Here is a 21,753-nt window from a genome sequence, read left to right as displayed (position 1 = left end):
GAGATTATACACGACGACGTTTTGGAGGACGGCAACCGTTGTGTGGCAATGGAGTTACATCGACAATCTCTGTAACCAAAATGCCTGCAGCGTTGACAGCGCGAATAGCACTCTCACGACCATTACCTGGTCCCTTTACAAACGCTTTTACTTTACGTAAACCGAGGTCGAAAGCTACTTTAGCACAATCCTCTGCTGCCATTTGTGCAGCGTAAGGAGTGTTTTTCTTTGAACCACGGAATCCCATCTTACCAGCTGAAGACCAAGAAATAACTTGACCTTCATTGTTTGCCAAAGATACAATAATATTATTAAATGAACTGTGAACGTGGAGCTGACCCATTGCATCAACTCTTACATTTCTTTTCTTAGATGTTGCTGATTTTTTTGCCATAATTTCTTTTAGTTTAAAAGTCTTAAGTTTATAAGTTAATGAGTACGAAGACTCTCAACTCTTAACTCTCAACTAAATTTTACTTAGTAGCCTTCTTCTTATTAGCAACAGTCTTCTTCTTTCCCTTACGGGTACGAGCATTATTCTTAGTACTCTGACCGCGAACTGGAAGACCATTACGATGTCTAACTCCACGATAGCAACCTATATCCATGAGGCGCTTAATGTTCATCTGAATCTCCGAACGGAGTTCACCTTCAACTTTGAATTCAGCACCGATAATTTCACGGATTTTAGCAGCTTGGTCATCAGACCACTCGCTAACCTTGAGGTCGCGGTTGATACCTGCTTTATCCAATATCTTTGCTGAACTACTTCGACCAATACCATAGATATAGGTCAATGCGATTTCGCCACGCTTTTCTTGGGGCAAATCTACTCCAACAATTCTTATTGCCATTGAATGTAATTAATTAAAAATTTGTTATTGCTATAAACTCTGCAAAATTACTCATTTAATATTAAATAATTAACAGATTATAGTTTTTTAACCCTGACGTAACTTGAACTTAGGGTTTTTCTTGTTGATAACGAACAAACGACCTTTACGACGAACGATTTTGCAGTCGGCTGTACGCTTCTTTAATGATGCTCTTGTCTTCATTTTTATATTTTAATTATTTGTATCTGAAAACTATTCTGCCTTTTGTTAAGTCGTATGGACTCATCTCGACCTTGACCTTGTCGCCAGGGAGAATCTTGATGTAGTGCATTCGCATCTTACCAGAAATGTGTGCTGTAATATCAACACCATTTTCTAACTCTACGCGGAACATTGCATTTGAGAGAGCCTCGAGAATTGTTCCGTCCTGCTCGATAGCAGTTTGTTTTGCCATATCTTATTATTTTGTCTTTTAATAATGTTTATTTCTTCAGTCAGAAGAGAAATCGTGTTTGTTTCGAATTTACGAATTATGCCAAAAATGAGGCGGTCAACCTTTAGGCGTTAAACCAAAAATGATTGACCTGCCACATTATCTTATTTCATCTTCTTCATAAAGGAATATTCTTACTTCATCAGAAAAAGATTTAATATGCAGCTACATTGCCGTTGCCACGTGTATGACCAGAATTCAAAAGACCATCGTAGTGACGCATCATCAAGTGTGATTCAATTTGTTGAAGAGTATCAATAACAACACCAACAAGAATCAACAATGATGTTCCACCAAAGAATTGACCAAATGAATCTTGAACATTGAGCAAACCTGCTAAAGCTGGCATAACCGCTATAAGAGCTATAAAGAGAGAGCCAGGGAAAGTCAAGCGGGTCATAACCGTATCGATGTATTCCGCTGTACTCTTACCTGGTTTTACACCAGGAATAAATCCATTGTTTCTCTTCATATCCTCTGCCATTTGAGTAGGGTTGAGTGTGATAGCTGTATAAAAGTAAGTAAATGCGATTATCAAACCAACATAGATTAAATTATACGCTAAACTCTTTGTATTCATCAAAGCCTGAAGTACAGGACTTGCACTATCAGTAGAGAACTGAACAATTGTCAATGGGATAAACATCAATGCTTGGGCAAAGATGATAGGCATTACGTTAGCTGCGAATAATTTCAAAGGAATATATTGACGCGCACCACCATATTGCTTGTTTCCCACAACACGTTTTGCATACTGTACAGGAACTTTGCGTGTACCTTGAGTAAGAAGGATAGCCGCACACACTACCAAGTATAGGATAATTATTTCTACGATAAACATTACAAGACCACCACTTGTAATCGCTGTAAAGCGGCTACTTACTTCTTGGAAGAAAGATTGTGGAAGTCGGGCAATGATACCGACCATAATAATGATTGAAATTCCGTTTCCTACACCCTTATCCGTAATGCGCTCACCGAGCCATAAAATAAACATAGACCCAGCGGCCAAGATTATTGAGGCAGAGAACATGAAGGCAGTCCAGTTTACTCCTGTTGCCAAAGCGCCCGCTGCCTGTGTCTTCAAGTTAATCAAGTATGCAGGCGCTTGGAATAACAGAATAAATACTGTCAAAATGCGTGTATACCAATTAATCTTCTTATGCCCACTTTCTCCTTCGCGCTGCATCTTTTGGAAATAAGGTACAGCAACAGCTAAAAGCTGCATTACGATAGAAGCAGAAATGTAAGGCATAATTCCCAAAGCAAAAATAGAAGCTTTGGAGAAAGCACCACCAGAGAACATGTCCAACAGTGACATCAAACCGCCAGCTGTTTGTGACTGGAGTTTTTCCAACAAACTCGGATTAATTCCGGGAAGTACAATAAACGAGCCAAAACGGTATATGGCTGTGAACAGGATGGTCACGAGGAGTCGCTTGCGCAAATCCTCGATTTTCCAACAGTTCTTCAGTGTCTCAATAAACTTTTTCATTGACTTAGATAATAGTTGTGTTACCACCTACTGCCTTGATAGCTTCTTCGGCAGTCTTTGAGAAGGCATTTGCTTCAACATCAACCTTCAACTTCAATTCTCCATCGCCAAGAATCTTTACAAGTACCTTGCCATTTGTCAAACCAGCTTCAATTAATTCAGCCAATCCGATTTTTGCAAGATTCTTTTTCTCAGCAAGTTCTTGAAGAGTAGACAAGTTAACTGCAAAGTATTCCTTGTGATTGATATTCTTGAATCCACCCTTTGGAACACGGCGCTGAAGTGGCATCTGACCACCTTCAAAACCTATCTTTCTCTTATAACCAGAGCGTGACTTTGCACCCTTGTGACCACGTGTAGAAGTACCGCCAAGTCCAGAACCTGGTCCACGACCAATACGACGACGAGAATGGGTTGAGCCCTCTGCTGGTTTTAAATTATTTAATTTCATAACACAGTTTCTTTAAAAAGATTTATTAATCAATTACTGTCACCAAATGATGAACTTTACGAATCATTCCGCGAATGCTTGGAGTATCTTCTACTTCAACCACTTGTGAAATCTTACGAAGTCCAAGAGCCAATAATGTACTCTTTTGGTCTTTTGGAGCGTTAATACGGCTCTTAATTTGCTTAACTTTAATTGTTGCCATTATTCAAATCTCCTGTAATTAACCGTTAAATACTTTGTCCATACTAATACCACGCTCACCAGCAACAGTATATGCATCACGCATTTGAGCGAGAGCAGCAATAGTTGCCTTTACGAGGTTGTGAGGGTTAGATGAACCCTTTGACTTTGCAATCACGTCAGTAACACCTGCGCTCTCAAGTACAGCACGCATAGCACCACCAGCTTTCAAACCAGTACCGGCAGCAGCTGGCTTAAGAAGTACACAAGCACCGCTAAAACGTGCTTCAACTTCGTGTGGAACAGTGCCTTTAAGCACAGGAACTTTAACAAGGTTTTTCTTAGCAGCATCTGTACCCTTTTGGATAGCAGCTGTTACTTCACCAGCCTTGCCAAGTCCCCAACCAATAACACCTTTACCATCACCTACAACGACGATGGCCGCAAATGTGAATGTACGTCCACCCTTGGTAACCTTGGTCACGCGGTTGATTGCAACCAAACGGTCTTTCAGTTCTACGTCACTATTTACTTTTACTTTATTCATTGCCATATCGTTTAGAATTTAAGTCCTCCCTCACGTGCAGCATCAGCCAAGGCTTGTACACGTCCGTGATAAAGATAACCGTTACGATCGAAAACTACTTGCTGTACACCAGCAGCAGTAGCCTTTTCAGCTACAAGAGTACCAACTTTCTTAGCTTGTTCAATTTTGGCCATTTTTTCAAGACCAGCAGAAGAAGCAGAAGCAAGTGTCGTTCCTGTAAGATCATTAATTACTTGTGCGTAAATTTGCTTATTACTGCGGAAAACGCTCAAACGAGGACGTTCTGCAGTTCCGTTCACACTCTTGCGAATGTGCAACTTTATCTTAAGTCTTCTTTGTTCTTTCTTTGTTGTCATAATCGTAATGAATTATTAAAGTTACTTAGCTGCAGCTGATTTACCAGACTTTCTGCGAATAACCTCACCTTGGAACAAAATACCCTTACCTTTGTATGGTTCAGGCTTACGGAAAGAACGAATCTTTGCACAAATAAGACCAAGCAATTGCTTATCAGCTGTTTCAAGAGTGATAATAGGGTTTTGGTTACGTTCACTCTTAGTTTCAACTGTTACTTCTTTTGGAAATTCGATGAAAATAGGGTGTGTATAGCCAAGCGAGAATTCAACCAAGTTACCTTGATTTGAAACGCGATAACCTACACCAACCAATTCAAGAGTCTTCTTATAACCTTCACTAACTCCAACAACCATGTTGTTTACGAGCGAACGATAAAGACCATGGTAAGCTTGCTTTTGCTTGTAGTTCACAGGATTTTTCTCATCAACTTCGAAGACAATTTGACTTTCTTCGATGTTTACCTTAATAGAAGGATTTACATACTGAGAGAGTTCACCCTTAGGACCTTTCACTGTAACAACGTTATCCTTTTGTGTGATAGTTACACCAGCAGGAATACTAATTGGTAAATTTCCAATTCTTGACATTTTGAATCCTCCAATTAATAAATGTAGCAAAGAACTTCACCACCAATTTTCTCAGCAGCTGCTTCTTTGTTTGTCATTACACCTTTAGACGTTGAAATAATTGCAATTCCAAGTCCGTTAATTACTCTCGGCATGTCTTTGTAGCCAGTATACTGGCGAAGACCTGGTGAAGAAACGCGCTTCAATTTCTTGATAGCGTTCTGTTTTGTAACAGGGTCGTATTTTAAAGCGACCTTGATAGTTCCTTGTGGACCATCTTCAATGAACTTATAGTTCAGAATGTAGCCCTTCTCAAAGAGAATCTTAGTAATAGATTTCTTCAAGTTAGACGCAGGAACTTCAACAACACGGTGATGAGCCATGATTGCGTTTCTGAGTCTTGTCAGATAATCTGCTATTGGATCTGTCATAAATATAAAATGTTTAATTAATCGGGACTTCCCCGACAATATTAAAAAATATCCTTTTAAAATCCTCCGCCACGGAATTATGTTTTCCGTGACGAAAGGAATTATAGATTTTACCAACTTGCTTTCTTAACTCCAGGTATCAAACCTTGAGATGCCATCTCACGGAATTGGATACGAGAAATACCGAAATGACGAATATATCCCTTTGGACGTCCTGTTATCTTGCAACGGTTGTGAAGACGAATAGGATTTGCGTTCTTAGGGATAGCTTGCAACTTACGTGCAGCTTCGTATGCTTCGGCTGGGTCTTCAGCAGTAGCTACAATCTTCTTCAAAGCTGCGCGCTTTTCTGCGTAACGAGCTACTAACTTCGCACGCTTAATTTCGCGAGCTTTCATTGATTCTTTTGCCATATCTTAATCGTTTTTAGCGTTTTTGAATGGGAGACCAAATGCTTTAAGGAGTGCATAACCTTCTTCATCAGTTTTAGCTGATGTTACGAAAGTAATGTTCATACCTTGGATACGATCTACCTGATCAATGTTTATTTCAGGGAAGATGATTTGTTCAGTAACACCCAATGTATAGTTACCACGACCATCAAACTTGCTTTCGATACCCTTGAAGTCACGGATACGTGGTAATGAGATACGAACGAGTTTTTCAAGGAACTCATACATACGCTCACGACGTAATGTTACCATAACGCCAATAGGCATCTTCTTACGAAGTTTGAAGTTAGCGATGTCCTTACGTGAGTAAGTTGCTACTGCCTTTTGACCTGTAATAGCTGTTATTTCATTGATAGCAACCTCAATAATCTTCTTGTCCTGAGTCGCATCACCCAAACCTTGGTTGATAACAATTTTCTTCAAGACAGGAATCTGCATTGCAGAAGTGTAATTGAATTGCTTTTTGAGAGCAGGAGCAATTTGCTCTTTATACTCTTTTTTAAGTTGTGCTGTATTCATTACTTAATTACCTCCCCTGATTTTTTAGCGATACGCTTAACGATTTTGCCTTCACGTTCAATTTTGATACGAGTAGCTTTTCCGCTCTTTGGATCGATAAGACTAACGTTTGAGATATGGATAGGTGCTTCTTGCTTTACAATTCCTCCTTGAGGATTTGCTGCAGAAGGCTTTGTGCTCTTTGAAACCATATTGATTCCTTCAACTAGTACGCGTTCTTTGTCAACGAGAACTTTGAGCACTTTACCACTTCTGCCCTTATCCGAGCCAGCAAGTACGATAACTTGATCGTCTTTCTTAATATGGAATTTTGCCATTTTACTTTTCGTTTTTTAAATTAAAGAACCTCAGGTGCCAAAGAAACCACCTTCATGTTTACGTTACGAAGCTCACGAGCAACTGGACCGAAGATACGGCTACCACGAATTTCGCCAGCATTGTTCAACAAAACACATGCGTTATCATCGAAGCGGATGTAAGAACCATCAGCACGACGAATTTCTTTCTTTGTGCGTACTATCAAAGCTTTTGATACTGCACCTTTTTTAATATCACTTGATGGGATGACGTTCTGCACTGCAACTACGATAACGTCACCGACACTTGCGTAACGACGGCGAGTACCGCCAAGTACACGAATACATTTAGCTATGCGTGCACCGCTGTTATCACATACTGTAAGTTTTGATTCTGACTGTATCATAATTACTTAGCTTTTTCTACTATTTGAACTAATCTCCATCTCTTTGACTTGCTCAAAGGACGTGTTTCCATAATGAGAACAGTGTCACCGATGTTAGCTTCATTTTTCTCATCATGAACATGGTACTTCTTTGTCTTTTGGACAAACTTACCATATATAGGGTGCTTTTCCTTGAACTTCGCAGCAATAACAATGGTTTTATCCATTTTGTTGCTGGTTACAACACCCTGTCTTACTTTTCTTAAATTTCTTGTTTCCATCTGGACCATTGTTATTTATTAAGTTCTCTCTGACGAAGTTCAGTTTTCATACGTGCAATATCACGACGAGCAACCTTAATTTGTGATGGATTCTCAAGTGGAGTAATCTGATGGTTCAGCTTCATCTTTGCGAGAGCTTCCTCAGCATTCTCTATCTTCTCAACCAATTCTTTGGTTTCGAGTTGTTTTACTTCTGTAGTCTTCATCTTTTTTAAGCGTTTTTATCGTAATCACGTCTAACAACAAACTTTGTCTTTACAGGTAGCTTTTGAGCAGCAAGGCGAAGTGCCTCTTTTGCTATATCAAAGCTTACACCTTCTACTTCAAAGAGGATACGTCCTGGTGTCACAGGTGCAACCCAACCTGCTGGGTCACCCTTACCTTTACCCATACGTACATCAGCAGGCTTACGTGTGATAGGTTTATCAGGAAATATTCTAATCCAGACTTGACCTTGACGGTTCATATAGCGGTTTACGGCTATACGAGCAGCCTCAATCTGTCGGCTGTCAATCCACTTTGGTTCAAGAGTTTTGATACCAAAGGAACCAAAAGCTAACTGTGTACCTCTGTGAGCGTTTCCTTTATTACCGCGCCCATCTTGAGGTCTTCTATATTTTACTCTTTTTGGCTGTAACATGATAGCTTTTACTTTTAACGGTTATTGTTTCTTCTACGATTACCTCTTCCAGAACGTGCGCCGTTGTTTGAGCGAGCGTTGCCCTTATCCTGAGTAAAGTTAGGTGTCAAGTCTACCTTGTTGTAAACTTCACCACGGCAAATCCATACCTTTATACCCAGAAGGCCAACCTTAGTAAGAGCCTCTGTCTGACAATAATCGATGTCTGCACGGAATGTATGAAGAGGAGTACGTCCTTCTTTAAACATTTCCTTACGCGCCATCTCGGCACCATTCAGACGACCAGTGATTTGAACTTTGATACCTTCGGCACCAGCACGCATTGTATTAGCAACAGCCATCTTGATTGCACGACGATATGCAACTTTGCCTTCTACTTGGCGTGCGATATTGTAACCAACGATATTTGCATCGAGTTCAGGTTTCTTCACTTCAAAGATGTTGATTTGAATTTCCTTTTTGAAAAGGTTTTTCAATTCTTCTTTGAGTTTATCAACGTCTTGTCCACCTTTACCAATGACGATACCCGGACGGGCTGTGCAAATAGTGATGGTTACGAGTTTCAATGTACGTTCGATAACGATACGAGAAACGCTGGCCTTTTCGAGACGCTTGTTCAAGTATGTGCGGATTTTCTTATCCTCCAAGAGGTTATCTCCGAAATCCTTGCCACCGAACCAATTTGACTCCCAACCGCGGATAATACCTAAGCGGTTGCTTATTGGATTAACTTTTTGTCCCATTCTACTATTTATTTATCATTGTTAGCGTCGCCCTTTGAATCTACGAAAAGGGTAACATGGTTAGAACGTTTACGAATTCTGTATCCTCGACCCTGTGGTGCAGGACGCATACGCTTCATTGTAACACCTTCATCAACGAAGATTTTAGATATATAAAGTTCACCGTCTTCAGCTTTGCGGTCATTCTTTATTTCCCAGTTAGCAATTGCCGAGCGTAGAAGTTTTTCAACATTCATTGCTGCTGCCTTCTTTGAGAACCTAAGCACGCCTAAGGCGCGGTTAACTTCCATTCCACGAACCATATCTACAACGTAGCGCATTTTACGTGGAGAAGAAGGGCAGTCCTTGAGCTTTGCAAAATACTGGCTTTTGAGGGCTTCTTTACGAGCCTCTGCCTTTATATGTTTTCTTGCTCCCATTATTTTATCTTTTTCTAAGGGTTATATCCTGTTACTTTCTATTACCAGAGTGTCCACCGAATCGGCGTGTAGGACTGAACTCTCCGAGCTTATGACCTACCATGTTCTCAGTAATGTAAACAGGGATAAATTTGTTTCCGTTATGAACTGCAACAGTGTGACCCACAAAATCTGGGGAAATCATTGATGCTCTGGCCCATGTCTTAACAACATTCTTCTTACCACTCTCATTCATAGCGAGAATTTTCTTCTCGAGCGATACGTTGATGTATGGACCTTTTTTTAATGAACGACTCATAATTTACTCTTTTACTTTGTTTACTTCTTGTTAGCTCTTTCAATAATATACTTGTTTGAAAGCTTCTTAGGTGCACGAGTCTTAAGACCCTTAGCGTACAAGCCCTTACGTGAACGTGGGTGACCACCAGATTGACGACCTTCACCACCACCCATTGGGTGATCAACAGGGTTCATTACAACACCACGGTTGTGAGGGCGACGACCTAACCAACGTGAGCGACCAGCCTTACCAGACTGTTCGAGTGCGTGATCAGAGTTACCTACACTACCAATAGTAGCTTTACAAGCTGAAAGAATCTGGCGTGTTTCGCCAGAAGGGAGCTTGATAACACAATAACTGCCTTCACGAGAAGTAAGCTGAGCAAAGTTACCAGCCGAACGAACGAGCAAAGCTCCCTGACCTGGACGTAATTCAATGTTGTGAATTACAGTACCAACAGGGATATTTGCAAGTGGAAGAGTGTTACCTACTTCAGGGGCAGCTTCTGCACCTGACATAAGTTGAGCACCTACTTGCAGTCCGTTAGGAGCAATAATGTAACGTTTTTCACCATCAGCATAGTACAACAAGGCAATACGAGCAGATCTATTAGGATCGTACTCGATTGTCTTAACTACAGCTGGAACACCATCTTTCTCTCGTTTGAAGTCGATGAAACGAAGCTTCTTCTTATGACCGCCGCCCATGTAGCGAACTGTCATTTTACCGGTGTTGTTTCGACCACCAGTTGAACGCTTACCGTAAACGAGAGACTTCTCTGGCACGGATGCAGTAATATCCTCGAACGTGCCAATAACTTTGTGTCTTTGTCCCGGAGTTACCGGTTTTAATTTACGTACTGCCATTTTTTATTTAAATATTGCTGTAAAAATCAATTTCTTCGCCCGCCTTAATGGTGACGATAGCCTTTTTGAATGCGTTCTTTTGACCTTTCACAAGACCTGCCTTTGTGTAGCGTGCTTGGCGCTTTCCAGCATAACGAACCGTATTCACATCAATTACTGTAACATTGTACAGTTTTTCAATTTCATTCTTAATTTCAAGCTTATTAGCCTCTGGTTTAACGATGAAACCATATTTTGGCTGAGCAGGCTTAACATAAGAATAAACTGTCTTTTCTTTTTTTAGTCCATCAGCATGACGCTTGTTCTTAACAATGTAGCTACGAGTTTCTGCTGTTGCATTGTGTGCTTTAGCAGCCTTCTCATTTCGTGCTACAATAGTCTTGTCAACAGAAGATTTTTCTGTAACGGCGTTCATCTTCTCAGTGACTACTGGTTTAATGATAAATCCCATAATTCTTACTGTCTCCTACTTTTACTTGGTTAAGATTTCGTCAATTGTCTTCAAAGAATTTTCAGTAACTACGAGTACATCTGCGTTCAATACGCTATATGTATTTACTTGCGCTGCTGTTGTTACTTGAGCCTTCTTCAAATTACGAGCTGACAAATATACACTTTTTTGAGCTTCTGGCAAAACCAAAAGAACTTTCTTGTCCTCTACTTTAATATTTTTAGCAAAGTTTACAAAATCTTTTGTCTTTGGAGCTTCAAAATTAAAATCTTCAACTACAATGATAGCAGCCTCTTGAGCTTTGTAAGACAATGCTGACTTACGTGCAAGTTGCTTTACTTTCTTGTTGAGTTTGAAACTATAATCGCGTGGTGTTGGACCGAAAACACGACCACCACCAACGAGTACAGGTGAGTTAATATCACCACGGCGTGCACCACCGCCACCCTTTTGGCGTCCTAACTTGCGAGTAGAGCCTGCGTGTTCACTTCTTTCCTTTGATTTTGCTGTTCCTTGACGTTGGTCAGCAAGATATTGCTTAACATCAAGATAAAGGACATGATCGTTTGGCTCAATTCCGAAGATATTCTCGTTAAGAGTAACCTTACGGCCGGTCTCCTGACCTTTAATATCTAATACGTTAATATCCATTACTTATTAATTATAAGGGTTGAACCATTGCATCCAGCTACGCTACCCTTCACAAGAAGAATATTGTGTTCTGGAATTACCTTTAACACTTGGAGGTTTTGAGTTGTAACAGTGTCACCACCCATGTGACCGCCCATTCGCATACCTTTAAACACCTTAGCTGGGTATGAACAAGCACCAATAGAACCTGGTTTACGTGCGCGGTCGTCCTGACCGTGAGTAGATTGTCCTACACCACCGAATCCGTGACGTTTCATAACGCCTTGGAAGCCCTTACCTTTAGATGTACCTACGACATCAACGAATTTTGTATCGTTGAACAATTCAACAGTAATGGTATCACCGAGGTTGTACTCCTCATCAAATTTGAACTCGGCCAAGTGCTTCTTTGGTGTTGTGCCGGCTTTCTTGAAGTGTCCCTGCTGTGGCTTAGAAGTTCTACTCTCCTTAGCTTCGCCGAAACCTAACTGAACAGCCTTGTAACCGTCTTTTTCGATTGTTTTAACTTGGGTTACAACACAAGGACCAGCTTCGATAACAGTGCACGGTACATTCTTACCGTCGGCACTGAAAACGGATGTCATTCCGATTTTCTTTCCTAATAATCCTGGCATTTCAATTAAATTTTAAATAATTAAATTCTTTGTTTGTTCGTAATGTGCAATTACACTTTAATTTCTACTTCTACTCCAGATGGCAACTCAAGCTTCATCAAAGCATCAACAGTTTTAGGAGTTGAGCTATAAATATCAATGAGACGCTTAAAGTCAGAGAGTTGAAATTGCTCACGTGACTTTTTGTTAACGAAAGTAGAGCGGTTTACAGTGTAAATACGCTTGTGTGTTGGCAATGGAATAGGACCACTAACGATAGCGCCTGTTGCCTTTACAGCCTTCACAATCTTTTCAGCTGACTTATCAACCAATTGATGGTCGTAAGACTTGAGCTTAATACGAATTTTTTGACTCATAATTGTTATGAATTTATTAATTTATTATTGTTAAACTCAGGAGTGCATCTTCATAAGAGTCATTCGCTATGAAGATGCTGCCTGAGTAAGTTTCTTACTTAAGTAAGTCTGCGTTACCTTTCAATTCCTCAAGGATTTCCTTAGCGAGGTTGTTTGAAACTGGTGAGTGGTGGTCGTACTCCATAGAAGAAGTTGCTCGACCTGATGTAATTGTACGCAAAGCTGTAACGTAACCGAACATTTCAGCCAATGGCACCATAGCTTTTACTACACGTGCACCGCTACGAGCTTCTTCCATACCTTGTACAAGACCACGACGCTTGTTCAAGTCACCGATAACATCACCCATGTTCTCTTCTGGAGTAACAACTTCTACCTTCATGATAGGCTCCATCAAAACAGGACCAGCCTGTGGACAAAGCTTCTTGAAAGCTTGGTGAGCTACAAGTTCGAATGATAATTGGTCAGAGTCTACTGGGTGGAAAGAACCATCAGTCAAAGTAACCTTCAAACCTGTGATAGGGAAACCACCGAGAACACCATTGCCTAAACAATCTTTGAAACCTTTTTCAACAGAAGGGATAAATTCCTTAGGAACGTTACCACCCTTAACAACATTGATAAATTGCAAGTCGCCTTCCTTGTAGTCTTCGTCCTTTGGTTCGATTGTTACATCAATACAAGCGAACTTACCACGACCACCTGATTGCTTCTTGTATGTTTCACGACTTTGAGCAGCCTTTGTGATTGCTTCCTTATAATTAACCTGTGGCTTACCTTGGTTACATTCTACCTTGAATTCACGCTTCAAACGGTCGATGATAATATCCAAGTGGAGCTCACCCATACCTGAGATGATAGTCTGACCACTTTGTTCGTCTGTGCGTACAGTAAATGTTGGGTCTTCTTCAGCCAACTTTTGCAAACCTGTATCAAGTTTAGCAATATCAGCTTGACTCTTTGGTTCAACAGCGATAGAAATCACAGTATCAGGGAATGTCATTGATTCCAATACGATAGGGTGTGCTTCGTCGCAAAGTGTATCACCTGTACGAATATCTTTGAAACCTACACCTGCACCGATATCACCAGCATCGATTGTTTCCATTGCGATTTCCTTGTTAGAGTTCATTTGGAACAAACGGCTGATACGTTCTTTCTTACCAGAACGTGGGTTGTAAACGTAAGAACCAGCTTCTACCTTACCTGAGTAAACGCGGAAGAACACCAAACGTCCCATGAATGGGTCGGTAGCAATCTTAAATGCGAGGGCTGCAGTTGGTTCTGTGATGCTTGCTTTACGTTCTTCTTCCTCTTCTGTGTCAGGGTTTGTACCTATTGTAACAACAGTATCGAGTGGAGAAGGCAAGAAAGCACAAACATAGTCGAGCAATGTTTGTACACCTTTGTTTTTGTATGAAGAGCCACACAACATTGGGCAGCATTCCATTGCGATACAACCCTTACGAATTGCAGCCATGATTTTATCTTCAGGAACATCTTGTCCTTCAAGATAAAGTTCCATAACATCGTCGTCGAAGTTAGCAGCGCCTTCAATCAATTTTTCGCGCCATTCGTTAGCTTCATCAACCAACTCTGCAGGAACATCTTCAATATCATATTTCGCACCCATTGTTTCATCGTGCCAAAGAATAGCTTTCATCTTAATAAGGTCTACTACACCTTTGAAGTTTTCTTCTGCACCGATAGGAATTTGGATAGCGATTGGGTTTGCGCCCAAAATATCTTTCATCTGGCGTACTGTTTCAAAGAAGTCAGCACCAGAACGGTCCATCTTATTAACGTAACCTACACGAGGAACGTTGTATTTGTCAGCTTGACGCCATACAGTTTCAGATTGTGGTTGTACACCATCTGCTGCTGAGTAAGTTGCTACTGCGCCGTCGAGTACACGGAGTGAACGTTCTACTTCGGCAGTAAAGTCAACGTGTCCCGGAGTATCGATAAGGTTAATCTTGTAAGACTTGCCATTATAGTTCCAGTTACAAGTTGTTGCAGCTGATGTAATAGTGATACCACGCTCTTGCTCTTGTGCCATCCAGTCCATTGTTGCAGCACCATCGTGTACTTCACCAATTTTGTGAGTTTTACCTGTATAGAACAAAATACGCTCTGAAGTTGTTGTTTTACCAGCATCGATGTGAGCCATGATACCGATATTACGGGTCAAATTTAAATCGTGACTTGCCATTTTTTCGTTTCCTTTTTAATTAAAATGATTAGAATCTAAAGTGAGCAAATGCACGGTTAGCTTCTGCCATGCGGTGCATATCTTCCTTACGCTTGAACGCACCACCTTGATTATTGAAAGCGTCCATGATTTCAGCAGCAAGTTTGTCTGCCATGCTCTTACCACCACGCTTACGCGCAAATGCAATCATATTCTTCATAGAAACACTTTCCTTACGGTCTGGACGAATTTCTGTTGGTACTTGGAATGTAGCACCACCGATACGACGGCTCTTAACTTCCACTTGTGGTGTAATGTTGTCGAGTGCTTGCTTCCATACTTCGAGTGCAGACTTTTCTTTGTCGCTGTTCTTTTCTGTTACGATATCAAGTGCAGCGTAAAAAATTTCGTATGATGTATTCTTTTTACCATCATACATAAGGTGGTTTACAAACTTTGAAACCTTTTGGTCATTAAACTTTGGATCTGGTAAGATCACACGTTTCTTTGGTTTTGCTTTTCTCATTTTATTTTAAAAATTTATTTTAGCTTGCGGAGGCTGTCGTCTTTTCCGTTCTTCAACGTTCACTCTTGAACATTTACTCAACCTGTTATAAACAAATCTCCAGCAAAACTTTTATTTCTTTTTCAAACTTCCATTACCAGCCATCACCGACTGTTAAACAGAAAGCCTTTTTTCATTGAGCTTCTCCCCTTTTGAGGGAAGAGGCTTAATGTATTTTATTTTTTGCTAGCCTTTGGACGCTTAGCTCCGTATTTAGAGCGGCGTTGTGTACGGCTTGCTACACCTGCGGTATCGAGTGTACCACGAACGATGTGATAACGTACACCAGGAAGGTCTTTTACACGACCGCCACGAACCAACACGATGCTGTGTTCTTGCAAGTTGTGTCCTTCTCCTGGAATGTATGAGTTGACTTCCTTTTGGTTAGTCAAACGAACACGGGCAACCTTACGCATTGCCGAATTAGGCTTTTTAGGTGTTGTGGTGTAAACACGAACACAAACGCCACGACGCTGTGGACAATTGTCCAAAGCTGGCGACTTGCTCTTATCTACAATCACCTTTCTGCCTTTTTTTACCAATTGTGAAATAGTAGGCATAATTGTACTTTTTTATTTTATATATATTTTGTTTATTTTCAATGCTTTGCGCTCCGCAACACCCTTATATATAAGGTGTAACTTTCCCACGGAGGTAATTCGGTGTGCAAAGGTACAAACTTTTTGGGAAACAAACACATATATAATAGAGTAATAAAAGCGAAGATTTTAAAATTAACACAATATAACTTTTAAAAGAGTAATTAACTATGCAGAATAGAGTAAATATGCCGTTTTAATTCATTATATTAAATTTCCACTAAAGATTCTTTTTTAAAAATCGTAGGATTGATTAGTAACAGCACACATAATACGAAAAACTTTCAGAAGAAAGTTTGGGAAAGAATTCATATCAGCCTAATGTACAAAATAGGAAATAATCTTTTCTCAGTTTGAAGTAATAAATAAAAACATAGTGAATAAGGAAGAAAACAGGGCGAAAGTTGGTCTAAATTCCACAAAACAGATTGTTTCACAGAAAAAAAGTGATGAGTTTTATAAAACACTGACTATCAACAACTTATAAATATAGGCATTTTTAGATTGTAAAACCTATTGTTTTGTGTGTCAAAACAAGGGGTTTTGAAGTTCAAAACAGGGGCTTTTGAAATGGAAAAGAATGGATAAGAGGAAAAGGGGGGCAATTTGCATGAAACATTCGGAGGAGTTGGTCTGTTTTTCGGTAAACAAAAGCCCCACAGCCAAAGCCCCCCAAATCCCACCCCTACCCTCCCCGTTGGGAGAGGGAGCGCAAGTTTGCTTGCTCGATGGTGGAAGTTTGGTGGAAGTGGGTGTTTCCGAGTCGGGCGGGTCGGACTTATCAGACGAGTCCAATTTTAGCAAAGAAAAGCCCACCTATCAAAATAACTGATAAGTGGGCAGATTGGGACTCCCTCCCCCAACGGGGAGGGTTGGGGAGGCGCTTTTTTATTTTTTTGTCAAGTTAATGAAGCAAACGCCGCTTGATTTCACATAAATGTAGGCTTGTACGCCTGTGCAGTGTGTTTGCAGATGTGCAGTGAAATGAAGGGGTTAGTAATTTTTTATAATCAAGTGTTGCACATCTTTATCGTTACGATTCATAAAGCTGACTTGATATTTTTTGTCAAACGAAGTAATAGATAAGCCTTTGTTCTCATACAACGACTTTATAAGAGGGGTGGCTTTTATGTCTAAGAGCCATTTTGCCTTGCACTTGTTGATAAGATAATTAGCTAATCGTTCTTGATCAGCTTGTGTGAATATGTTTTTATCATAAGTTGAAAATTCACTATCGTATGGAGGGTCAAGAAAGATAAAATCTCGTTCGGTTGGTGCAAACTTATTGAAAAAGTCTTCAAAATCTAAACACGATATATGTGTGCTTTTGAAATGTTGTGCTAATTCTTTTGAATTGTAATAATGCAGTTCGCGTTCCAAAGTTTTTTTGTTATACGACATACCTCCGTAAGGAACATTAAATTCACCTTTCGCATTATACCTGAACATTCCGCTATAAGCGTAGAAGCGTAAGAAGATAAAGAATGCTGTATGCAGGGGATTTATTTCTTTTGCTAATTTTCTGTCATTAAAGAGAAAGCGAAAATAGGTGTATAACCCACTCATAAGAGCAGTTTCTATATTTTTTTGCACATCTTCGTTTGATAAAATGCCACGCTCTATTTCTATTTTTTTCATTCGGCACATTTTATCTTTTATGGCTTTGAAAAGAATATTGAAAAGTTTTTCTTTATGCCATATAAAGCTATCACCTATATTTTGTATTATCTGTTTTTGGTTTGTTTCGCTTGTTATATATTCTGTCAATAAGAGAATTAATTCTTTTTCGTCAATATTATTTTCACGAAAATCTAAATATCTTTTATATAAAGTTCCTTTCTTCTGGGCATAAGAATAAGTATTCTTCCATGCAATACTTATAGATTCAAGCCAAAAATAAAATTCATCATTATGCTCTGACACACAATTATAAAAGCTAATAAGATCGGTTGATTTATCGTTTATAAAAATATTTTCAGCATTGATAGCTGTATATACAGAGCCGCCACCTACAAAAGGTTCGTAATAGTTTTCAAATTTTGGCAACAAAGGCAGGATATGTTTTAACTCTTTTTCTTTTCCACCAGGCCATTTGAGTAATGGACGCAGCTTTTTCATTGGTCTATCTTTCATTTTGATATGAATGTTTTGACTTATTCTGTACTTTCTCGTTCTATATTCTCAATCCAACTTTGCAAAGTAGTGTTTAAAGTTGCATTTTTCTTCTGAATATATCTATCGTTTGTATTTGGAGTGGATTCTTTTACCATTTGTGTTTCAGATAAAATTTCATAATCACAATGTTCGTTTCGCATTTGCAACTCATTATTTATACGTTTTTTAGCTGCTTGAAAATAATTTTCTTCTATTTCAACACCTATAAATTTTCTTTTTAAGCGCATAGCTGCAACTCCTATAGACCCAACACCCATAAAAGGATCAAATATTATATCATTTTCGTTGCTTGCTATTTTTATCAACTTTTCTAATACTTTTATTGGCTTTTGTGCAGGATGTTTGGGGGCAGAAAGTCTTTCTGGACGCATACAGATTGGAGTTTCTATAAAATTATGCATTTCCTTTTGCGAAATAAAATTCCATGTATGATGTTTATTCCAGCAAGTAAAAATCATTTCACAGCTATTAAGAAAGCCTGCTTTGAAAATTTTAGGAGCGGGGTTAGTTTTATGCCAAATCATGAAGTTTGTCGTATCAAACTTTTTATCAAGACAATTATACCATCTACCTAACTGATTATAAGAGGTAAAAATAAAAATATTACCAGTAGGTTTTATTATTCTGCAAAATTCTTCTGCCCACTCTTCAGGATTGAAATCTATATGATCCCAATTTGCAACATCATTATTTATTTCTGAACGTCCTGGCAAAGGAATATTGCCTGTTGAAAATTTTCCTATATTATATGGAGGGTCAGTAAGGATAAAATCTATCGAGTTATCTGGAATTTTCTTTATTATATCCTTGCTATCAGCACAAATAACACTTTTTTCCCATTTGTTTAAATCCATATTCGCTTATAGATATACATTTTTGATTTTATTCAACGCATCTACTATATAACAAGCATTCTTTTTATATTCATCGATAACTATCTCATATCCATTCTCTGACTTACAAACAAGATTCCAAAAGTCCTTGCTTATACATAATTCATCTTGTGCAAAAAACTGTCGAACTCGTCCTTGATTCCAAACCTTATCTTCGCCATACCGATTATAAGCAGTGGCAAATAATATACAAACTTTATCTTCATTGCCTAACTCATTTGTAAGAATACTATATTGCTCTAATAAGGCTTCTTTTTCTGAACGAGCTTTTTTATTGTCAAGGTCTCCTCCTATTTTCAACTCAATAAGATAATGAGTGTCCGTTTCTTCGTCTATTAGATAGTAATCACTTTCATGCCTCTTCGTATGAACTTCTCCTCGTCTTCCAGAAATTCCTTTATAATCTGTTACCAAAGGTACACGGGTATGATTTTTATACGCTTCGAGAAGTTCCGCAATATAATCTGTTTGTTGTTTATATAATTTACCTTCTACATGCTGCTTAACCGTGTAATGAAGACTTGCTATTTGGATAGCCATTTTCTCGAGCATATTTCCCAATGAACTATCAAGTGAACGTGCTAAAGCAGAATAATATTGTATTTCAGAACCTAATGCTGCAATAAAAACATTATGAATCTTCATATTTATAACACCATTATCATTATCCTTTTCTGAGATATGCCTATCAGAGAATCCTGCTGCATAAGCTTTTACATACGATGCTACAATACCCCTTATTGCTTTTTCTTTATATTCCATATTTTTTATTTCTAACATTATTCCCCATTTACTATTCCCCGTTGCAGTATTCGCATAGAGTATGTTTGTGGCTTTATAATCAACATTGAAAATCCCTCTCCTATGCGGAGAGGGTTAGAGTGAGGCTTTTAAGCATCGTTTTTGATTGGACCGAACGGTGTTGCTGTGCGTGGTTGTTGATTAGGCAATTCTATTTTACCAAATTCTTGTTCGTAGCGCATTACGTTTTCTGACAAAGCTGCCAAAAGACGTTTAGCATGTTCAGGAGCAATGATAACACGACTTGCTACTTGTGCCTTTTGAAGACCAGGCAACATGGTAATGAAGTCAAGCACAAATTCAGTATTAGAATGTGAAATTATTTGGAAGTTCGTGTAAACTCCTTTCGCAACTTCAGGACTTAAGTCGATTTGAAGTTGCTGTCCTTGTTGATTTTGATTATTGTTGTCCATATTGTATATAATTTAAAATCTTTCTGATGTACAGTATTGCCTCTTTGCTATTGCCGAGTGCAGGTGTAGATTATACACAGCAAAATTGTTTAAACCTTGTAGGGGCGTGATTTTTTTCGCAAGCTCAACAACTCGTCATCACGTTCCTATCCACAACAAGTATTCTTTGGCTATTAGGAACTTTGGTTATTAGGAACGGAATAAATTCCGCCCCTACACCGACTTGCTGAACGTCATCACACCTTGCCGAGTGCAGCTATAGGTTATGCAAAGCTATTGCAAACGAGCGCAAAGAAAATTCATTTTCAATTTGCCGAGTGCAGCTATAGGTTATGCAAAGATAAGAATATTCTCCTAAAAAGCGAAAGTTTCGTAAGAAAAGAATAAACAAAAAGTCCTCAATAAGCAAAAACTTACTGAGGACAAAGTTGTTATAAATTTGAATGATTACATTACAAATTTAGTAATTCCGTTGGCGGTACGCAAGATATACATACCCTTTGGCAAACTCACACGAGCAGGAGCTATGCCTTCCCATACCTTTTGACCATTGATATTAAAGATAGACGATTTGCCAGAAGCCTTAATATCGATACCGGTGGCTGTAATTTTGAAACTTATAGGTTCTTCAGACACTGCGGTAATGCCATCAACCTTAGGTTTAGCAAGGGTTAACATGTAGCTTGCCAAATAATTTTTATTGATGCCAATGCCTGGATAACCAATATTTTCCATTTGGAAGTAAACATAAACCGTTTCTACACCTAACGGAGTTGGGTCGATGGTGTATTTACCATTATCTTCCTTAATATTTTCGGCTGGAATTACGGCATATTTATCCTCCTTTTTAGCCTTCCACTTAAATGTAAATTTTGTCTTTTTCACTTCTGGAGTTAATCCTGTAGCTGTTTGGAGGTGGCTAAGGTCTAAAGTATAACCATTAATTTTATCTTTTGCAAGATAGTAAGCCGTTTGATAGCCATATTGGAATTGCTCAAGTGGCACATCACTTTCAAAGTTTGGAATTTGGTCAAAGCCCAATTCATTACGACGAAGATCTAATCGCTTAATGTTATGCAAGTCTTTAGCACCTTTTATTTGGCGTAGTCCCTTGTATTTCACAGGGAAATTAAATATTAATGTTTCCAACAATTTATGCTTGCTCAAATCAATATATTGGATTGATGCACCTGTAATACCAATGGTTGTAAGATTTGGTGCGTCCTCTAAATTGATACTTTTAAGACTTCCCGTAGCAGTCAATCCAGGACTCACAATGACAGAACTTAATTTTTCGCTCTTTGGCAAAACAATATCTGTCAAATTGGTACTAGAAAGACTTGCATTCACCAAGTTTGGACATTTAGAAAGGTCAAGCGTTGAGTGAGTTGTTAAATCAGAATAAGCCAACTCAAGGTTCGCAAGTTTATCGGAAACGACCTCTGTTACACCTACAATTTTACTTGCAGCTGCAGGACCACGAAGTGTAAAAAGATTGGTTGCATCAACTGTTATTGTACGTTCTTCTGCTAAAGGAGCAGCGAAAGTATAAGCTACCTCTGAGAAATCGGTTGAATTGCCTGTAAAGGTCTTGCTTTCATCGCCAAAATCAACTTTAAGTTCTGTTGCGCCATCTAACTTAAAAGAGAATTTTACAGCAGTGGCATTTGGAGCAATTTTCATAACAAGCTTCTGCTCAGTTTGTGCGTGCATTGTGGCACTAAGTCCTAAAAGGACTAAAAGTGAGTAAAGTTTTTGCTTCATAATTTTTTCGTCTAAAATTTTAATTTTTGAATAACTATTTTT

The 21,753-nt window shown here is 39.0% G+C and carries 35 protein-coding genes; 1 reads left to right on the top strand and 34 read right to left on the bottom strand.

Features of this window, described 5'->3' with window-relative positions; translation table 11 throughout:
* Positions 1-4: 4 nt before the first annotated feature.
* From rpsK to rpsL, 29 genes are all read right to left on the bottom strand, one after another.
* Positions 5-394 carry a 30S ribosomal protein S11 gene (rpsK, locus tag DYI03_RS02860; protein ID WP_004357760.1) on the bottom strand — a complete coding sequence of 130 codons (390 nt, stop codon included), beginning with the start codon at positions 392-394 and terminating at the stop codon, positions 5-7.
* Positions 395-473: 79 nt separating this feature from the next.
* Positions 474-854, bottom strand: coding sequence for a 30S ribosomal protein S13 (rpsM, locus tag DYI03_RS02855; protein ID WP_004357700.1), 381 nt, complete (start codon positions 852-854; stop codon positions 474-476).
* 87 nt (positions 855-941) lie between these two features.
* The gene (rpmJ, locus tag DYI03_RS02850) at positions 942-1,058 is read right to left on the bottom strand and encodes a 50S ribosomal protein L36 (protein ID WP_004335771.1); all 117 of its coding nucleotides are present in this window, start codon (positions 1,056-1,058) and stop codon (positions 942-944) included.
* Positions 1,059-1,071: 13 nt separating this feature from the next.
* Positions 1,072-1,290: a translation initiation factor IF-1 gene (gene infA, locus DYI03_RS02845; protein WP_004352768.1), complete on the bottom strand. Its 219-nt coding sequence runs from the start codon at positions 1,288-1,290 to the stop codon at positions 1,072-1,074.
* Positions 1,291-1,483: 193 nt separating this feature from the next.
* Positions 1,484-2,824: a preprotein translocase subunit SecY gene (gene secY / locus DYI03_RS02840; RefSeq protein WP_021669829.1), complete on the bottom strand. Its 1,341-nt coding sequence runs from the start codon at positions 2,822-2,824 to the stop codon at positions 1,484-1,486.
* 4 nt (positions 2,825-2,828) lie between these two features.
* On the bottom strand, positions 2,829-3,275 hold the full coding sequence (gene rplO, locus DYI03_RS02835) for a 50S ribosomal protein L15 (protein WP_004357715.1): 447 nt from the start codon (positions 3,273-3,275) through the stop codon (positions 2,829-2,831).
* A gap of 25 nt (positions 3,276-3,300) precedes the next feature.
* A complete protein-coding gene (gene rpmD / locus DYI03_RS02830; protein WP_004357740.1) occupies positions 3,301-3,477 on the bottom strand; it encodes a 50S ribosomal protein L30 in 177 nt (58 codons plus the stop codon).
* 18 nt (positions 3,478-3,495) lie between these two features.
* Positions 3,496-4,008 (bottom strand): 30S ribosomal protein S5, encoded by a 513-nt coding sequence (gene rpsE / locus DYI03_RS02825; RefSeq protein WP_004357789.1) that lies wholly within the window; start codon positions 4,006-4,008, stop codon positions 3,496-3,498.
* Between the two features lie 5 nt (positions 4,009-4,013).
* Positions 4,014-4,358: a 50S ribosomal protein L18 gene (gene rplR / locus DYI03_RS02820; protein WP_004357782.1), complete on the bottom strand. Its 345-nt coding sequence runs from the start codon at positions 4,356-4,358 to the stop codon at positions 4,014-4,016.
* Positions 4,359-4,379: 21 nt separating this feature from the next.
* On the bottom strand, positions 4,380-4,946 hold the full coding sequence (gene rplF, locus DYI03_RS02815; RefSeq protein WP_004357815.1) for a 50S ribosomal protein L6: 567 nt from the start codon (positions 4,944-4,946) through the stop codon (positions 4,380-4,382).
* Positions 4,947-4,960: 14 nt separating this feature from the next.
* Positions 4,961-5,356 (bottom strand): 30S ribosomal protein S8, encoded by a 396-nt coding sequence (gene rpsH, locus DYI03_RS02810; protein ID WP_025064548.1) that lies wholly within the window; start codon positions 5,354-5,356, stop codon positions 4,961-4,963.
* Between the two features lie 110 nt (positions 5,357-5,466).
* Positions 5,467-5,769 carry a 30S ribosomal protein S14 gene (gene rpsN / locus DYI03_RS02805; RefSeq protein ID WP_004357813.1) on the bottom strand — a complete coding sequence of 101 codons (303 nt, stop codon included), beginning with the start codon at positions 5,767-5,769 and terminating at the stop codon, positions 5,467-5,469.
* A 3-nt stretch (positions 5,770-5,772) separates the two neighbouring features.
* The gene (gene rplE / locus DYI03_RS02800) at positions 5,773-6,327 is read right to left on the bottom strand and encodes a 50S ribosomal protein L5 (RefSeq protein ID WP_004357761.1); all 555 of its coding nucleotides are present in this window, start codon (positions 6,325-6,327) and stop codon (positions 5,773-5,775) included.
* Complete coding sequence (gene rplX / locus DYI03_RS02795; RefSeq protein WP_004357773.1) at positions 6,327-6,644, bottom strand: 50S ribosomal protein L24; 318 nt, start codon at positions 6,642-6,644, stop codon at positions 6,327-6,329. The genes rplE and rplX overlap by 1 nt, the downstream gene beginning before the upstream one ends.
* Positions 6,645-6,664: 20 nt before the next feature.
* Positions 6,665-7,030, bottom strand: coding sequence for a 50S ribosomal protein L14 (gene rplN / locus DYI03_RS02790; protein ID WP_004357720.1), 366 nt, complete (start codon positions 7,028-7,030; stop codon positions 6,665-6,667).
* A 2-nt stretch (positions 7,031-7,032) separates the two neighbouring features.
* On the bottom strand, positions 7,033-7,299 hold the full coding sequence (gene rpsQ / locus DYI03_RS02785; RefSeq protein WP_021669832.1) for a 30S ribosomal protein S17: 267 nt from the start codon (positions 7,297-7,299) through the stop codon (positions 7,033-7,035).
* Positions 7,300-7,301: 2 nt separating this feature from the next.
* A complete protein-coding gene (gene rpmC / locus DYI03_RS02780; protein WP_021669833.1) occupies positions 7,302-7,496 on the bottom strand; it encodes a 50S ribosomal protein L29 in 195 nt (64 codons plus the stop codon).
* Between the two features lie 5 nt (positions 7,497-7,501).
* Positions 7,502-7,930: a 50S ribosomal protein L16 gene (gene rplP, locus DYI03_RS02775; protein WP_004357794.1), complete on the bottom strand. Its 429-nt coding sequence runs from the start codon at positions 7,928-7,930 to the stop codon at positions 7,502-7,504.
* A gap of 14 nt (positions 7,931-7,944) precedes the next feature.
* Positions 7,945-8,673: a 30S ribosomal protein S3 gene (gene rpsC, locus DYI03_RS02770; protein WP_004357739.1), complete on the bottom strand. Its 729-nt coding sequence runs from the start codon at positions 8,671-8,673 to the stop codon at positions 7,945-7,947.
* A gap of 8 nt (positions 8,674-8,681) precedes the next feature.
* Positions 8,682-9,092 (bottom strand): 50S ribosomal protein L22, encoded by a 411-nt coding sequence (gene rplV, locus DYI03_RS02765; RefSeq protein ID WP_004357711.1) that lies wholly within the window; start codon positions 9,090-9,092, stop codon positions 8,682-8,684.
* Positions 9,093-9,123: 31 nt separating this feature from the next.
* Positions 9,124-9,390 (bottom strand): 30S ribosomal protein S19, encoded by a 267-nt coding sequence (gene rpsS / locus DYI03_RS02760; protein WP_004357807.1) that lies wholly within the window; start codon positions 9,388-9,390, stop codon positions 9,124-9,126.
* A 20-nt stretch (positions 9,391-9,410) separates the two neighbouring features.
* On the bottom strand, positions 9,411-10,238 hold the full coding sequence (gene rplB / locus DYI03_RS02755) for a 50S ribosomal protein L2 (protein WP_004357747.1): 828 nt from the start codon (positions 10,236-10,238) through the stop codon (positions 9,411-9,413).
* Between the two features lie 7 nt (positions 10,239-10,245).
* A complete protein-coding gene (gene rplW / locus DYI03_RS02750; protein ID WP_021669834.1) occupies positions 10,246-10,689 on the bottom strand; it encodes a 50S ribosomal protein L23 in 444 nt (147 codons plus the stop codon).
* A gap of 21 nt (positions 10,690-10,710) precedes the next feature.
* The gene (rplD, locus tag DYI03_RS02745; RefSeq protein ID WP_021669835.1) at positions 10,711-11,340 is read right to left on the bottom strand and encodes a 50S ribosomal protein L4; all 630 of its coding nucleotides are present in this window, start codon (positions 11,338-11,340) and stop codon (positions 10,711-10,713) included.
* Positions 11,340-11,954 carry a 50S ribosomal protein L3 gene (gene rplC, locus DYI03_RS02740; protein ID WP_004357797.1) on the bottom strand — a complete coding sequence of 205 codons (615 nt, stop codon included), beginning with the start codon at positions 11,952-11,954 and terminating at the stop codon, positions 11,340-11,342. Before rplC ends, rplD begins: the two co-directional genes overlap by 1 nt.
* Before the next feature lie 50 nt (positions 11,955-12,004).
* Complete coding sequence (gene rpsJ, locus DYI03_RS02735) at positions 12,005-12,310, bottom strand: 30S ribosomal protein S10 (protein WP_004357736.1); 306 nt, start codon at positions 12,308-12,310, stop codon at positions 12,005-12,007.
* Between the two features lie 94 nt (positions 12,311-12,404).
* Complete coding sequence (gene fusA / locus DYI03_RS02730) at positions 12,405-14,522, bottom strand: elongation factor G (RefSeq protein ID WP_021669836.1); 2,118 nt, start codon at positions 14,520-14,522, stop codon at positions 12,405-12,407.
* Positions 14,523-14,550: 28 nt separating this feature from the next.
* Positions 14,551-15,027, bottom strand: a complete 477-nt coding sequence (rpsG, locus tag DYI03_RS02725; RefSeq protein ID WP_004357777.1) for a 30S ribosomal protein S7 — start codon at positions 15,025-15,027, stop codon at positions 14,551-14,553.
* Between the two features lie 215 nt (positions 15,028-15,242).
* Positions 15,243-15,626 (bottom strand): 30S ribosomal protein S12, encoded by a 384-nt coding sequence (gene rpsL / locus DYI03_RS02720; protein ID WP_004357745.1) that lies wholly within the window; start codon positions 15,624-15,626, stop codon positions 15,243-15,245.
* Positions 15,627-16,275: 649 nt separating this feature from the next.
* Here rpsL and DYI03_RS02715 point away from each other — a divergent pair.
* Complete coding sequence (locus DYI03_RS02715) at positions 16,276-16,497, top strand: hypothetical protein (RefSeq protein WP_147287659.1); 222 nt, start codon at positions 16,276-16,278, stop codon at positions 16,495-16,497.
* Positions 16,498-16,658: 161 nt separating this feature from the next.
* Here the strand turns inward: DYI03_RS02715 and DYI03_RS02710 are convergent, their stop codons facing one another.
* The 5 genes from DYI03_RS02710 to DYI03_RS02690 all read right to left on the bottom strand — a co-directional run bounded on the left by DYI03_RS02710 (position 16,659) and on the right by DYI03_RS02690 (position 21,711).
* A complete protein-coding gene (locus tag DYI03_RS02710) occupies positions 16,659-17,798 on the bottom strand; it encodes a DNA adenine methylase (protein WP_021668102.1) in 1,140 nt (379 codons plus the stop codon).
* Between the two features lie 20 nt (positions 17,799-17,818).
* The gene (locus DYI03_RS02705; RefSeq protein ID WP_021668103.1) at positions 17,819-18,694 is read right to left on the bottom strand and encodes a DNA-methyltransferase; all 876 of its coding nucleotides are present in this window, start codon (positions 18,692-18,694) and stop codon (positions 17,819-17,821) included.
* Between the two features lie 6 nt (positions 18,695-18,700).
* Entirely contained in the window at positions 18,701-19,495 is a 795-nt protein-coding gene (locus DYI03_RS02700; protein WP_159105332.1) for a TdeIII family type II restriction endonuclease, read from the bottom strand.
* Between the two features lie 128 nt (positions 19,496-19,623).
* A complete protein-coding gene (locus DYI03_RS02695) occupies positions 19,624-19,947 on the bottom strand; it encodes a DUF3467 domain-containing protein (protein ID WP_004357775.1) in 324 nt (107 codons plus the stop codon).
* Between the two features lie 447 nt (positions 19,948-20,394).
* The gene (locus tag DYI03_RS02690) at positions 20,395-21,711 is read right to left on the bottom strand and encodes a hypothetical protein (protein WP_021668106.1); all 1,317 of its coding nucleotides are present in this window, start codon (positions 21,709-21,711) and stop codon (positions 20,395-20,397) included.
* Between the last annotated feature and the right edge of the window lie 42 nt (positions 21,712-21,753).

This window comes from Prevotella disiens (assembly GCF_900454955.1).
Classification (GTDB): Bacteria; Bacteroidota; Bacteroidia; order Bacteroidales; family Bacteroidaceae; genus Prevotella; species Prevotella disiens.
The sequence above is the reverse complement of the archived record's forward strand: the minus strand, read 5'-3'. Positions and strand labels throughout refer to the sequence as shown.

Coding starts and splice junctions, on each gene's coding strand:
- rplD (WP_021669835.1), bottom strand. CDS start 11,340: ATGGATATTAACGTATTAGATATTAAAGGTCAGGAGACCGGCCGTAAG.
- rplN (WP_004357720.1), bottom strand. CDS start 7,030: ATGATACAGTCAGAATCAAAACTTACAGTATGTGATAACAGCGGTGCA.
- rplB (WP_004357747.1), bottom strand. CDS start 10,238: ATGGCAGTACGTAAATTAAAACCGGTAACTCCGGGACAAAGACACAAA.
- rpsQ (WP_021669832.1), bottom strand. CDS start 7,299: ATGGTCCAGATGGAAACAAGAAATTTAAGAAAAGTAAGACAGGGTGTT.
- rplE (WP_004357761.1), bottom strand. CDS start 6,327: ATGAATACAGCACAACTTAAAAAAGAGTATAAAGAGCAAATTGCTCCT.
- rpsG (WP_004357777.1), bottom strand. CDS start 15,027: ATGAGAAAAGCAAAACCAAAGAAACGTGTGATCTTACCAGATCCAAAG.
- rplO (WP_004357715.1), bottom strand. CDS start 3,275: ATGAAATTAAATAATTTAAAACCAGCAGAGGGCTCAACCCATTCTCGT.
- rplW (WP_021669834.1), bottom strand. CDS start 10,689: ATGGGATTTATCATTAAACCAGTAGTCACTGAGAAGATGAACGCCGTT.
- DYI03_RS02700 (WP_159105332.1), bottom strand. CDS start 19,495: ATGGAATATAAAGAAAAAGCAATAAGGGGTATTGTAGCATCGTATGTA.
- rplP (WP_004357794.1), bottom strand. CDS start 7,930: ATGTTACAGCCAAAAAGAGTAAAATATAGAAGACCTCAAGATGGGCGC.
- rpsK (WP_004357760.1), bottom strand. CDS start 394: ATGGCAAAAAAATCAGCAACATCTAAGAAAAGAAATGTAAGAGTTGAT.
- DYI03_RS02705 (WP_021668103.1), bottom strand. CDS start 18,694: ATGGATTTAAACAAATGGGAAAAAAGTGTTATTTGTGCTGATAGCAAG.
- rplX (WP_004357773.1), bottom strand. CDS start 6,644: ATGGCAAAATTCCATATTAAGAAAGACGATCAAGTTATCGTACTTGCT.
- rpsH (WP_025064548.1), bottom strand. CDS start 5,356: ATGACAGATCCAATAGCAGATTATCTGACAAGACTCAGAAACGCAATC.
- rplC (WP_004357797.1), bottom strand. CDS start 11,954: ATGCCAGGATTATTAGGAAAGAAAATCGGAATGACATCCGTTTTCAGT.
- fusA (WP_021669836.1), bottom strand. CDS start 14,522: ATGGCAAGTCACGATTTAAATTTGACCCGTAATATCGGTATCATGGCT.
- rpsS (WP_004357807.1), bottom strand. CDS start 9,390: ATGAGTCGTTCATTAAAAAAAGGTCCATACATCAACGTATCGCTCGAG.
- rpmC (WP_021669833.1), bottom strand. CDS start 7,496: ATGAAGACTACAGAAGTAAAACAACTCGAAACCAAAGAATTGGTTGAG.
- rpsL (WP_004357745.1), bottom strand. CDS start 15,626: ATGCCTACTATTTCACAATTGGTAAAAAAAGGCAGAAAGGTGATTGTA.
- rplR (WP_004357782.1), bottom strand. CDS start 4,358: ATGACAACAAAGAAAGAACAAAGAAGACTTAAGATAAAGTTGCACATT.
- rpsJ (WP_004357736.1), bottom strand. CDS start 12,310: ATGAGTCAAAAAATTCGTATTAAGCTCAAGTCTTACGACCATCAATTG.
- DYI03_RS02695 (WP_004357775.1), bottom strand. CDS start 19,947: ATGGACAACAATAATCAAAATCAACAAGGACAGCAACTTCAAATCGAC.
- rpmD (WP_004357740.1), bottom strand. CDS start 3,477: ATGGCAACAATTAAAGTTAAGCAAATTAAGAGCCGTATTAACGCTCCA.
- DYI03_RS02715 (WP_147287659.1), top strand. CDS start 16,276: ATGAAACATTCGGAGGAGTTGGTCTGTTTTTCGGTAAACAAAAGCCCC.
- rpsE (WP_004357789.1), bottom strand. CDS start 4,008: ATGGCAATGAATAAAGTAAAAGTAAATAGTGACGTAGAACTGAAAGAC.
- rpmJ (WP_004335771.1), bottom strand. CDS start 1,058: ATGAAGACAAGAGCATCATTAAAGAAGCGTACAGCCGACTGCAAAATC.
- rpsC (WP_004357739.1), bottom strand. CDS start 8,673: ATGGGACAAAAAGTTAATCCAATAAGCAACCGCTTAGGTATTATCCGC.
- DYI03_RS02690 (WP_021668106.1), bottom strand. CDS start 21,711: ATGAAGCAAAAACTTTACTCACTTTTAGTCCTTTTAGGACTTAGTGCC.
- rplV (WP_004357711.1), bottom strand. CDS start 9,092: ATGGGAGCAAGAAAACATATAAAGGCAGAGGCTCGTAAAGAAGCCCTC.
- secY (WP_021669829.1), bottom strand. CDS start 2,824: ATGAAAAAGTTTATTGAGACACTGAAGAACTGTTGGAAAATCGAGGAT.
- rplF (WP_004357815.1), bottom strand. CDS start 4,946: ATGTCAAGAATTGGAAATTTACCAATTAGTATTCCTGCTGGTGTAACT.
- infA (WP_004352768.1), bottom strand. CDS start 1,290: ATGGCAAAACAAACTGCTATCGAGCAGGACGGAACAATTCTCGAGGCT.
- rpsN (WP_004357813.1), bottom strand. CDS start 5,769: ATGGCAAAAGAATCAATGAAAGCTCGCGAAATTAAGCGTGCGAAGTTA.
- rpsM (WP_004357700.1), bottom strand. CDS start 854: ATGGCAATAAGAATTGTTGGAGTAGATTTGCCCCAAGAAAAGCGTGGC.
- DYI03_RS02710 (WP_021668102.1), bottom strand. CDS start 17,798: ATGAAAGATAGACCAATGAAAAAGCTGCGTCCATTACTCAAATGGCCT.